The 11,801-nt window shown below is 57.6% G+C and carries 10 protein-coding genes; 8 read left to right on the top strand and 2 right to left on the bottom strand.

What is annotated here, in order from left to right; all coding sequences use genetic code 11:
* Positions 1-53 precede the first annotated feature (53 nt).
* The 5 genes from ABWV79_RS12515 to ABWV79_RS12495 all read left to right on the top strand — a co-directional run bounded on the left by ABWV79_RS12515 (position 54) and on the right by ABWV79_RS12495 (position 5,612).
* A complete protein-coding gene (locus ABWV79_RS12515) occupies positions 54-1,142 on the top strand; it encodes a tricarboxylate transporter (RefSeq protein ID WP_170356253.1) in 1,089 nt (362 codons plus the stop codon).
* A gap of 76 nt (positions 1,143-1,218) precedes the next feature.
* Entirely contained in the window at positions 1,219-3,249 is a 2,031-nt protein-coding gene (locus tag ABWV79_RS12510; RefSeq protein ID WP_353392312.1) for a tripartite tricarboxylate transporter permease, read from the top strand.
* Between the two features lie 10 nt (positions 3,250-3,259).
* Positions 3,260-4,348, top strand: coding sequence for a 4-oxalomesaconate tautomerase (locus ABWV79_RS12505; protein WP_353392310.1), 1,089 nt, complete (start codon positions 3,260-3,262; stop codon positions 4,346-4,348).
* 50 nt (positions 4,349-4,398) lie between these two features.
* Entirely contained in the window at positions 4,399-4,635 is a 237-nt protein-coding gene (locus tag ABWV79_RS12500; RefSeq protein WP_353392308.1) for a hypothetical protein, read from the top strand.
* The gene (locus tag ABWV79_RS12495; protein WP_353392306.1) at positions 4,632-5,612 is read left to right on the top strand and encodes a D-2-hydroxyacid dehydrogenase family protein; all 981 of its coding nucleotides are present in this window, start codon (positions 4,632-4,634) and stop codon (positions 5,610-5,612) included. The genes ABWV79_RS12500 and ABWV79_RS12495 overlap by 4 nt, the downstream gene beginning before the upstream one ends.
* Here ABWV79_RS12495 and ABWV79_RS12490 read toward each other — a convergent pair.
* Positions 5,581-6,645 carry an AbrB family transcriptional regulator gene (locus ABWV79_RS12490; protein WP_353392304.1) on the bottom strand — a complete coding sequence of 355 codons (1,065 nt, stop codon included), beginning with the start codon at positions 6,643-6,645 and terminating at the stop codon, positions 5,581-5,583. The genes ABWV79_RS12495 and ABWV79_RS12490 overlap by 32 nt on opposite strands.
* A 78-nt stretch (positions 6,646-6,723) precedes the next feature.
* Here ABWV79_RS12490 and ABWV79_RS12485 point away from each other — a divergent pair, with 78 nt between their 5' ends.
* The 3 genes from ABWV79_RS12485 to tcuB are packed head-to-tail and all read left to right on the top strand — an operon-like array spanning position 6,724 to position 9,900.
* Positions 6,724-7,404, top strand: a complete 681-nt coding sequence (locus tag ABWV79_RS12485; protein WP_170356258.1) for a GntR family transcriptional regulator — start codon at positions 6,724-6,726, stop codon at positions 7,402-7,404.
* A gap of 11 nt (positions 7,405-7,415) precedes the next feature.
* Entirely contained in the window at positions 7,416-8,810 is a 1,395-nt protein-coding gene (gene tcuA, locus ABWV79_RS12480) for an FAD-dependent tricarballylate dehydrogenase TcuA (RefSeq protein ID WP_353392302.1), read from the top strand.
* Complete coding sequence (gene tcuB, locus ABWV79_RS12475; protein WP_353392300.1) at positions 8,800-9,900, top strand: tricarballylate utilization 4Fe-4S protein TcuB; 1,101 nt, start codon at positions 8,800-8,802, stop codon at positions 9,898-9,900. Before tcuA ends, tcuB begins: the two co-directional genes overlap by 11 nt.
* Positions 9,901-10,308: 408 nt before the next feature.
* Here the strand turns inward: tcuB and ABWV79_RS12470 are convergent, their stop codons facing one another.
* On the bottom strand, positions 10,309-11,793 hold the full coding sequence (locus tag ABWV79_RS12470; protein WP_353392298.1) for a cryptochrome/photolyase family protein: 1,485 nt from the start codon (positions 11,791-11,793) through the stop codon (positions 10,309-10,311).
* Positions 11,794-11,801 lie beyond the last annotated feature (8 nt).

Here is an 11,801-nt window from a genome sequence, read left to right as displayed (position 1 = left end):
CACGGTGGCGCGGAGGGCGTCAACGTGGTTGTCTGGTCAACAGGGAGGAACCAATGGCCATTTCCAACTTCACCCGTCGCGCCGTCGTGGGGCTGATCGCCGCCGCCGGACTCGCCGCGCCTGCCGCTGCCGAGGTCGATTTCTCGGGCAAGACCATCGAATGGGTCATTCCGTTCTCGGAAACGGGCGGGTCGGCCAAATGGGCCAACTTCTTTGCCCCGCTTCTGTCCGAGGCGCTGCCGGGTCAGCCAACCGTCGTGGTTAAATTCATGCCCGGCGCAGGATCGACCAAGGGTGCTAACTGGTTTCAGGAGCAGAGCCATGACGACGGCACGCTGCTGTTCGGCACCTCTGGCTCGACACAGTTCCCGTACCTGCTGAGCGACCCGCGTGTGCGCTATGAATACAACGATTGGATTCCGGTTATGGCGTCGGGCACCGGCGGTGTCGCCTATCTGAACGCAGAAGATGGGGCCAAGTTTGATGGTTCCGCCAATGCGCTGAAAGACACCAATTTCATCTACGGCTCGCAGGGCGCGACCCGTTTAGACCTTGTGCCGCTGCTGGCCTGGCAGATGCTGGGCATGAATGTTGAGCCGGTCTTTGGCATTAAGGGCCGCGGTGACGGTCGCCTGATGTTCGAACGTGGTGAGGCCAATATCGACTACCAGACATCCTCCGGCTATCTGGGCGGCTCGGCCCCGCTGGTTGAGGCTGGTCAAGCTGTGCCGATGATGACGTGGGGTGCGCTGGACGCTGATGGCAACATCGTGCGCGATCCGACCTTCCCGGACATTCCGACTTTCAAGGAGGTCTGCGAGGCCACCGATGGCTGCGAAACCAGCGGCGAAGCATGGGACGCATGGAAAGCCTTCTTTGTGGCAGGTTTCCCGGTTCAGAAGCTGGCCTTCCTGCCCGGTGACACGCCGCAAGAGGTCGTCGACGCCTATACCGCAGCGTTCCAAGCTGTGACCGAGCGGGGCGATTTTGCCGATATCTCCTCGAAGCGCGTTGGTAAGTATCCGGTGTTTGTAGGTGACGGTTCGAAAGCGGCACTGCAGACTGCGACAAAAGTGGATGACAATGCCAAGCAATACGTCCTGAACTGGCTGAAAGAGGCCTACGGCGTCGAACTGAATTAAGCCGACACGTCGTCGCGTGCCCAACGAAGGGCGCGCGCTTTTCTAAATACAAGACAATTTATGAAAGGCGGCCGCTATGGAGGTTTTCGCCACCGCTCTACCTGCGCTCAGCGACGCGTGGGGTCTGATCCTGCAACCCATCGTTCTGGGGTATCTCATTCTCGGCGTCGTTATGGGGCTGGCCGTGGGCGTCTTTCCGGGCCTCGGTGGCATCGCTGGCCTTTCGCTGCTGCTGCCTTTCATGTTCGGCATGGACCCCATCTTGGGTCTGGCCCTGATGATAGGGATGGTGGCGGTGGTTCCGACCTCTGACACCTTTGCATCAGTTCTTATGGGTATCCCCGGTAGCTCAGCCTCGCAGGCAACCGTGCTGGACGGCTTCCCTATGGCGAAAAAGGGCGAGGCTGCGCGGGCCCTGTCAGCGGCCTTTGCTTCATCGCTTTTCGGCGGTTTGGTCGGCGCAACTTTTCTGACCATGTTCATCCTGGTCGCGCGGCCCATCGTTCTGGCCTTTGGTCTGCCCGAGATGCTGATGATCACCATTCTGGGCTTGTCGATGGTTGCCATTTTGGCAGGACGCATCCCACTGAAAGGCGTCGCCGCCGCCGGTCTGGGCCTGATGGTTGGCACAATTGGTGAGGCAGATGCAGGCGGTTCGCTGCGCATGGCGACCTATGACATCCCCTATCTGACGGACGGATTGAAGCTGGTTATCGTGGGATTAGGTATCTTTGCCGTGCCCGAGATCGTCTCGCTGCTGCGCCAGGACCGGTCGATTGCCAAAGGGGCCTCGCTGGGCGCCGGTTGGTTGGACGGTGTCAAAGACTGGTTCGCCAATATCTGGCTGTCGGTTCGTTGTTCGATAATAGGTGTGGTTGTTGGGGTCATTCCCGGCCTCGGCGGCTCGGTTGTCGACTGGATCGCCTACGGTCACTCGGTGCAATCCACCAAGGACAAGAGCAATTTCGGCAAAGGCGAAGTGCGCGGCGTCATCGGTCCGGAAAGCTCGAACAACGCCAAAGAGGGTGGAGGGCTGGTGCCAACTCTGCTGTTTGGCATCCCTGGTTCAGGCTCGATGGCGATTTTCATCGGCGCGGTGGCTTTGCTTGGGTCGGGCGATATCGAGGTCGGTCCGAGCATGCTCAAGGACAATCTCGACATCACTTATTCGATCGTCTGGCTGCTGGCGTTGGCCAACGTCGTCGGGACCATCCTGTGCATCGCGGCCTCGGGCGGGATCGCCAAGCTGACTACGATCCGTTTCACCTATCTGGCGCCGTTCCTGTTCATGTTGATCAGCTTTGCGGCGTTCCAGTCCGGCCAAAACTTCGAAGACTTGCTGGCCCTGTTCGTGATCGGCCTGATCGGCATCTTTTTACGCCGTTTCGACTGGTCGCGCCCGGCCTTCCTGATCGGTTTCGTTCTGTCGAACCCGGTTGAGAAGTTCACCAACCAGGCATTCCAGATCGCCACGTTCCGGTTCCGTAAGAGCTTTGGCGAAGGCATGGAATACGTCTTCAGCCCCATCGTGATCGTCCTGATCGTGGTCACTGTGGTGTCAGTCATTCTGGGCATCCGACAAGCCAAGATGATCATGTCCGAAGGTGACGTTCACGCAGGTACCAAACGCGCGCCGCTTATCTTTCTGCTGGTGATCATGGCCTATCTGATCGTCGCTTTGGTCAACGCCAACATGATCCCCGACTACAACATGACCGACAAGATCATCCCGCTGGTGATCGGCAGCGTCTCGCTATTCTGTTGCGTGATCCTTCTGATCCAGATGATGCGACGTCCCGAAGGTGACGCGATCTTTGCCGACAAGGAAATCGCCGGTGAGGACGCCAGCGCCCCCCATGGTCTGTGGTCAACGCTGGGGTGGTTCGCCAGCCTGATCGCAGCAACCTGGGTGGTGGGCTTCATCCTCGCTCTGCTGGGCTTCCTGATAGCGTTCTTCCGCATCCGCGCCGGGGCAAGCTGGCAGATGACACTGATCCTGACCGCCTGCGGCATCGGTTTCATGTGCCTGATGGCGGGCGCGCTGAACCGCGATTTCCCGCCGGGTCTGTTGCAAGACATGGTCAGCCTACCCTGGCCGTTGAAGTGAGGGATTCAAAATGACTCAAACCGCAATCCCTTACATCTTCATGCGTGGTGGTACGTCAAAAGGTCCGTATTTTCGCCGCTCAGATTTGCCCGAGGATCTGGACACGTTGGCCGAAGTGCTGATCGCCGCCCTTGGTTCCGGGCAGTCGCTGAACATCGACGGCATCGGCGGCGGCGCGGCGGTGACTACGAAGGTCGCGATGCTATCGGTCAGCGAGGATGACTGGGCCGATATCGACTATTTCTTCGCGCAGGTCTCGGTCGAGGACAAGCTGGTCGATTTCAAACCCACCTGTGGCAATATCCTGTCCGGCGTTGCCCCTGCGGCTATCGAGATGGGGCTGTTCAATCCGCAAGGCGATGAAACCGAAATTCGCATTCGGGCCGTCAACACTGGGGCTCGGGTTGTAGCCAAGGTGAATACACCCGGGGGCGAATTGACCTATGAGGGCGATGCGGAGATTGCCGGTGTTCCCGGTCATTCAGCGCCGGTGCAGCTGAGCTTCATGGGCGTGGTAGGCTCGGCCACCGGAGCGTTCCTGCCTACGGGCAACCTGCGCGATACTGTTCAGGGCATCGAACTGACTTGCATGGATGTCGCCATGCCGATGGCCATCGCCCGCGCCACCGACTTCGGGTTGACGGGTTATGAAAGCGCTGAAGAGTTGGACGCCGACAGAAATTTTTTTGACCGAATGGAGGCTGTTCGGATTGAGGCCGGGCAACAGATGGGCATGGGAGATGTGTCCAAGTCAGTGACACCCAAATTCGGCCTAGTCGCGCCTGCCAGAGACGGCGGAACGCTTGCAGTGCGGTATTTCATGCCGTGGAAGACCCACCCGACTATGGCTGTTACCGGGGCACAGTGCATGGCTTCTTGCGCTTTTACGCCCGGGACTGTTGCGGACGGTTTGCTGGATCGTCCGACTAACAGCCCGGCTGAAGTCATTCTGGAACACGCTTCGGGCAAGATCGACGTGCTGGTGGACTTCTCCACCGCCGACGGGTTCTCGGTGGACGCGGCGGGCCTAGTACGGACCGCGCGCAAGCTGGCGGACGGGCATGTTTATGTGCCTAAGTCGGTTTGGAACGGGAGTTGATCAGGTGTCATCCAAATAGTATACTGTGGTATACATAAAGGGAGGACGCGATGGACAACTATTCGGAATGCCTCGCTATCGCGCGTCAGGAACTCAGGTTGGCGCAGTTGGCTCTTCGGCGGGACATCGCGGACTACCCGACACCGATTGCTGGCTGCGATGAGCAGTTCAACCATCTGCTGGATCAAAGCGAACGGGTCCGCAATGCACTTGCTGCTCTCGACACATGTCATTTTGTCCCGACGCCAAGAAAACTCAACACCGAGCAGGGTATAGAAAGCCGATGAAGGTCCACATTCTTGATGATTGGTTTGACACGCTGCGCGGCGTGCCTTGCTTTGATAAACTCACCGGTCATGAGGTGACGGTATGGACGGATCATGTCGAAGACACTGACACTCTGGCCGAGCGACTGCAGGACGCGGAGGTGCTTGTCCTGTTCCGCGAACGTACCAAAGTCACCCGCGCCTTGCTGGAGAAATTACCGAACCTGAAACTTATCAGTCAGCGCAGCGTTTATCCTCATGTCGATGTCGAAGCCTGTACAGATCAGGGTGTGTTGTTGTGTTCGAACATGCATGGTGGGACACCGTCCTACGCCGCAGCCGAACTCACTTGGGCACTGATCATGGCCGGGATGCGAGACTTGCCTGCGCAGTTGGCCTCTGTCAAAGCGGGGCATTGGCAGGCCGGAGTTGGCAAGACCCTGAGAGGGCGGCAGTTGGGGCTGTATGGATATGGCCGAATCGCCCGCGCTGTTGCTGGCTACGCCGAGGCATTCGGGATGGATGTGGTCTGGTGGTCTTCGGATGCAGGCCGGGCACGCGCGCAGGCAGACGGCGTGCAGATTGCCACAAGCCGCGAAGCGTTCTTTGCCAACAGCGATGTTGTCTCGGTCCACGTCCGCCTGAAGCCCGACACGAACGGTATCATCACAGCGTCAGATTTTTCGCAGATGCAACCGGGCGCGATGTTTGTGAACACCTCCCGGGCCGGGCTGATCGCTCCGGGTGCTTTGTTGGACGCGCTGAACGCCGGTCGCCCGGGGAAGGCCGCAATTGATGTCTTCGATACCGAGCCGCTCACGGACCCGAATGACCCTTTGCTATCGCACCCAAACTTGATTGCGACACCGCATATAGGTTTTGTGACTGAGGACGAATTCGACCTGCAATTCGCAGATATTTTCGATCAGGTGAATGCCTATGCTGAAGGTGCCCCTATTCACATGATCAACCCCGAGGTTTGGACCAGCGCAGGATAAGATTGGCCGCTATGGGCGCGCCGATGATAACCAGCACGATCCTTGTCAGATGGTGGGTGATCACAAAGCCCAGATCCGCGCCCGAAACGATGGCCAGTACCGTCATCTCGGCCTGTCCACCGGGGGCAAAGGCCAAGAAAGCCTCAACCGGTTGACCCAGTCCCAGCGTGGTGACAACGGCGGTGAAAACGGCTGCAAGGATGGTAAGGACAATGACATAGGCGAAGCCTGCTGCAACCACCCGGCGGAGTTCGACCCATGTGACGCCAACGAATTTCACGCCTATCCCGCAACCGATAAAGAACTGCGCCGCAAGAATGGCCTCGCGGGGTGGTCGGGTATGAATGAAATCCGCCAGTGACAGGGCTGCCGTCAGGATCATTGGCCCGAGGATGGATGCCCCGAACAGACCGATCCGCTCACCGCCTTTCCAGCCTATAAGGGCGGCCAGTACCATCAGCGCCAACTCATGCATCGGCAGGTCGCGCGCAGGCTCTCCGATTGGGTTGGTGAGTTGAGCATCGTAGAACACCGTCAGAAACAGCGGAGCCAGCGTTACGATGATCAGCACGCGCGTACCGTGGATCAGGGATAGCGTACGCGGGTTGGCGCCAGCTTCGGTTCCAAAAATGATCATGTCCTGCAGTCCGCCTGGCATGGCAGCGTAAAACGCCGTCGTGGAGTCAAACCCCCAAAACTTGCGAAAGAAAGGCACTCCGACCAACGCGATCAGCAGGATGAAGAACGGGACCAGTGCGATAGACGCCGCCATCTTCGGCAATTCTACAAACAGGGCAGGGGTTATCGAAGCCCCAACTGCAACGCCGAGGATGGTGCGCGCTGCAACCGAGACCTGACCAAAACCTTCCATCGGGGCATGCGCCAGGGCGGCTATGAGACACGCGCTCATTGGGCCGAACAGAAAGGGTAGCGGCAGATTCAATGCCCAAAAAATGCCAGTGCCCAGCAGTGCAAGGACCAGTGTTACGGCCCGCTTTGTCAGGAGAGAAGGTGTTTTGTCTTGGGTGGGCAAGGCGCGGCTTCCAACAATATTGACTCGCTATGTATCCAAATGTATACAACTGGACGCAAGAAGACAAGTGAGCGCTCGATGACCATTCAAGACGACCCCTTACAGCCTGGCCCACAAGGTAATTCTGCGTATCAGCGCTTACTGGACGAGATTCGCGAGGGCACACTGCTGCCTGGCGAACGCCTGCGTGAGATTGAGCTGTCAGAACGATTAGGAGTCAGCCGCACACCGGTGCGGGAGGCTATCCGTCAGTTGGAGGCCGACGGGCTAGTCACTCATGTGCCCCGGCAGGGCGCAACCGTACGCAGCCTCGATTACGCCGAAGTAATGGAACTCTATGAGATGCGCGCGGTGCTCGAGGGAACTGCGGCCCGTTTAGCAGCGCGTGCTGCGTCGGATGTCGAATTGGACGAGTTGGGCGTTTTGAACGATCGCTTGGCCGAGGCAGGCACCGGCTCGGAGGCGGCTCGGATCAACCGGATTTTTCACGCCACACTTTTGGATGCGGCAAAGAATCGGTTTCTTGCCAAGTCTATGTTGTCTTTGCAAAAAGCGCTGTTGATCCTCGGACCATCTCAATTGCTGGACGGTGATCGGGCCGAGACAGCAGTGGCAGAGCATAAGCGTGTCATGGCTGCCTTAAAAGCCCGCGATGGTGCAGCGGCTGAAACAGAGATGCGCGCGCATATTCAGGCCGCACAACGGATGCGTATTCGGGCGTTGCAAGAACGCGACCGGACAACAGATGAAAATCAATAGGTAGACAGGATATGGCAACCCAAAAGGAAGCTTATGATATCGCTGTGATCGGCGGTGGGAATGCAGCCCTTTGCGCGGCGATGACTGCTGCCGAGGCAGGCGCCCGTGTTCTGATCCTGGAGACGGCACCAAAACCCTATCGTGGGGGGAACTCACGCCATACGCGCAATTTTCGTTGTATGCATGGTGCTCCTCTGGGCCCTCTGATCGAAGAATATAGTGAAGATGAGTATCTTGAAGATCTGCTCAAGGTCACTGGCGGCAAAACCGACGAACATCTTGCTCGCCTTGCGATCCGAACCTCCGAGGAATGCCTGCCGTGGATGGAAGAACACGGCGTGCGGTTCCAACCCTCTCTGTCTGGGACACTGTCGCTGGCGCGGACCAACGCCTTCTTCATGGGGGGTGGGAAGTCTCTGGTGAACGCCTATTACCGAACTGCCGCGGGTTTGGGTGTCGATGTTCTGTACGAAGCTGCTGTCACGCATCTGGAGTTGAATGGTGATCGGATCGAGTGGGTCGACTACACCTATGAGGGCCAGTCTCATCGCATCACGCCCAAGGCGGTCATCGTTGCCTCGGGTGGGTTTCAGGCCGACACCGACTGGCTGACCCGTGCATGGGGTGAGCCTGCCAAGAACTTCCTAATCCGGGGTACTCCATACAACCGTGGTGTGGTTCTGTCCGATCTGCTGGATCAAGGTGTGGACAGCGTCGGCGATCCGACCCAGTGCCACGCCGTTGCCATCGACGGGCGCGCGCCGAAGTTCGATGGCGGCATCGTCACCCGCCTGGACTGCGTGCCGTTTTCAATTGTCGTGAACAAGAATGCCGAGCGGTTTTATGACGAGGGCGAAGACGTTTGGCCCAAGCGCTATGCGATTTGGGGGCGTCTTGTCGCGGCCCAGCCGGATCAAGTTGGCTATGTGATCATCGATGCAAAGTCGCTGAACCTGTTTATGCCCTCGGTCTTTCCACCGCTGAAGGCGGACACCCTGGAAGAACTTGCTGGAATGATGGACCTGCCTGCCGACAAGCTGAAGGCAACCGTTGCTGAATTCAACGAAGGATGCGGCGACACCAGTGGATTTCATCCAACCGAGTTGGACGGAGTAACGACCTCCGGTCTGACCCCACCCAAGACCAACTGGGCCCGCCCGATCTCCGAACCGCCATTCTATGGTTACTCGCTGCGCACTGGCGTGACCTTCACCTATCTGGGGCTGAAGGTCGACGATACGGCTCAGTGTTCGACTCCCAGCGGCAAGATCAAAAACCTATGGGCCGCGGGCGAGACGATGGCGGGTTCGATCCTGGGACAGGGGTATCTGGCCGGCTTCGGCATGACCATCGGAACCGTTTTTGGACGCATCGCAGGACGTGAGGCTGCAGCCTATGCAAACTGATCTTATTCAAGAAGCCCGCCGTCAGGCAGAGATCTGCAACGCCTGTCGCTACTGTGAGGGTTATTGTTCGGTCTTCCCGTCGCTGCACGCGGAACGCGCGTTCTCGGATGGGGACATCAACCAACTGGCCAACCTGTGCCACAACTGCAGGGGGTGCTACTACGCCTGTCAGTACACAGCTCCGCACGAGTTTGACCTGAACCTGCCGAAAGCACTGGCCGAAGTGCGGCGGGACAGCTGGGAAAGCTTCGCTTGGCCACAGCCTCTGGCACGCCGGTTTCACACTCACGGCGGGGCCATTGCCTTGGCACTGGTGATTGGATTTGCCCTGTTGTTCTGGGCAATTCGTGCCATCGGGTCAAGCGGAGGAGAGGGGTTCTATAGCGTCCTGTCCCACAATGCGATGGTCGCAATCTTTGCGCCCGCATTCTTGTTGCCACTCTTTAGCTTGGCTATCAGCCTGAGGCGCTATTGGGCGGAGGTCGATGGCAAACCTATCCAAATGTCTGATCTGACAGCTACGTTCAAACGCGCTGGCAAGATGCAGGACTTGGCCGCAGGCCACGGCGAGGGTTGCAATTTCGAGGGCGAAGACCGATTTAGCCACGCCCGCCGCCACGTGCATCATGCAATCATGTACGGGTTTTTGCTGTGTTTTGCCTCAACCTCAGTAGCTACGATCATGCACTACGGGTTCGACCATCACGCACCTTACGGGTTCTGGTCATTGCCAAAGCTGTTTGGCGTACTAGGGGGCGTTTTGCTTACTGTCGGTTGCTGCGCGATGGTCCTGTTGAAACAGAAGTCGGACCGCAATCTTGGCGACGTCTCAGCTTGGGGCGGAGATATCGGGTTCATCTTACTGCTTGGCTTTGTGGCGCTAAGCGGGCTTGTTCTCTACGCTTTCGGTTGGTCGGCAATTATGCCTGTGTTGCTTGCTGTCCATCTTGGATCGGTCCTGGCGCTCTTCCTCCTTACGCCCTACACAAAAATGGCTCACGGTTTCTATCGGCTTGCCGCCCTGGTCAGGGATGCGCAACGGAAAAGAGAAGCGTCCGTAGCTCGCCAGCAGCCCACATCTCCTGCCTGACGCGAAAGAAAATGCAATTGAATCGCATTTGATATCGAATAACGAAGTGTTGCGGCAATGCGGGAGGCGTCCAGTGTTGGAGAAGGATCTGTTTGCGTTGATCCTGACTTCCTTTTGGGGAAATTAAGGGCTGATTTGCAGATCAGACGCCGAAGGCGCCTGTTACTGCTGATCTGTCACGTGGCGAACGCGGATGGGGGCGAGGCAATGCTATTCGACAATATTTGTGCAGCCCTCAGGCGCAGCTGAGCACAAGGTATTGTCAAATAGGGTTGCCCGAGGGAGAAGGCAGCGTCTTCGTTCGGTCGCCTATGGCTCAGATGGTCGACTGTCTATCTTTCCTAGGATGGATTTCCTAGTAGAACCGGGTAAATCATAGATCGATGCCCGAAAGCTCTTTCAGGGCTGCTAACCCAGGAAAGCATCCGCAACGCTTAGATGCTTTTCCTTGATCTCCGCATTCATCCGCCTTGCTGCTCGACACATCATTGACCAGCGCGGATTGTGTGCAAGCTTATCCAGATGTTTGAAGATAAAACGCCAATACAGGCCATCCCAGACCTCTGCCCAAGGTCCTTTGCTCCAATGACTCATCTTTCGGATGTAGTTTGAACCCGAAAAATAGGGTTTGGTGGTGATAAGCCCTCCATCGGCATGCTGGCTCATGGCATAGGCGTTTGGGACCATGACCCAGTCATAGCTGTCTACGAACATCTCCATGAACCAGCGATAGACCTCATCAGGGTCGATCTCGCAAAGGAACATGAAACCACCCAGCACCATCAGACGTTCGATGTGGTGGCAATAGCCGGTCCGCAGAATGCGCCTGATTGTGTCGTCAATCGGGTCGATACCCGTGGTGCCATCGTAAAACGAGGCGGGCATCTTACGGCTGTGGCCCCAATGATTTGTGGTCCGCATGTCGACGCCGAGGTCTTGATAGGTGGCGCGCATGAACTCTCGCCAGCCTATGATCTGTCGGACAAACCCCTCGACCGAGTTGAGGGGGATACCCCGTGTCTGCGCATGTTCAAGCGTCGCGTCCAGTACTTGTCTGGGCGTCAGCAGCCCGATGTTCAGCGCGGGGGTCAGAACGGCGTGCCACAACCAGCTTTCCCCTTCGACGATGGCGTCTTCGAAGTCCCCAAACCGATCAAATCGACGTTCCAGGAATTGTTTCAACCAATCCGCAGCCGCTCTGTGGGATGTCGGGTAGTAGAGCGTGTCCAACGATCCGAGCGCATCCGGAAAATCTGCGATCACACTATTCTTTGCAGCGTGATCAATGCCGTCATGTGCTGGCCAATCAATCCGGGGCAGACTCCCGAGCATCGCTTTGGGAACCTTTTTGCGATTGTGTTCGTCAAAGCTCCAATGGCCACCCATAGGTTGATCACCGTCCATCAAGACATCCAGACGACGGCGCTGGCTTTTGTAGAACTCGGCCATGAACCAACGTTTGCGGCCGTTGATCCACTCAGCGTTATCTGTTGGTGTGTTCAGAAAGCCGGGTGATGGGCGTATTTCCAGAGAGATGCCCACGGCCTCTGCAGCCTTTTTCAAGCGGCTTTGAGCGATGAAGTCCACTGGGTCGGCCATCACCACGCGATCGACACCGTCCCTGGCCAGCTGTTGAAACAGACCTAAGCACGCATCTGTTCGCTTCTCATAAAGGTAGATATCGGCGTTCAAGCCTTTGGCAATCAAATCCTGATGATAGCGTGCCATGCTGGCGCGATGGAGCCAGAGCTTTTGCTTATGCATCCGCGCAGGATATCTCGCATCGCCAAAGAAGAGCGGATCTTCGAACAGAATCACCTGATCCGCGGGCTCTGAAAAACCAGGATGATCGGCAAAAAGCTGGTTGGGCAGAAGGATCGTGGCAATGGGCATGGTCGCTC

Source organism: Ruegeria sp. HU-ET01832, from assembly GCF_040371315.1.
In the GTDB taxonomy this organism is placed as follows: domain Bacteria; phylum Pseudomonadota; class Alphaproteobacteria; order Rhodobacterales; family Rhodobacteraceae; genus Ruegeria; species Ruegeria lacuscaerulensis_A.
Note: the sequence above shows the minus strand (reverse complement) of the source record. Positions and strands in the feature narration are given on the sequence as shown.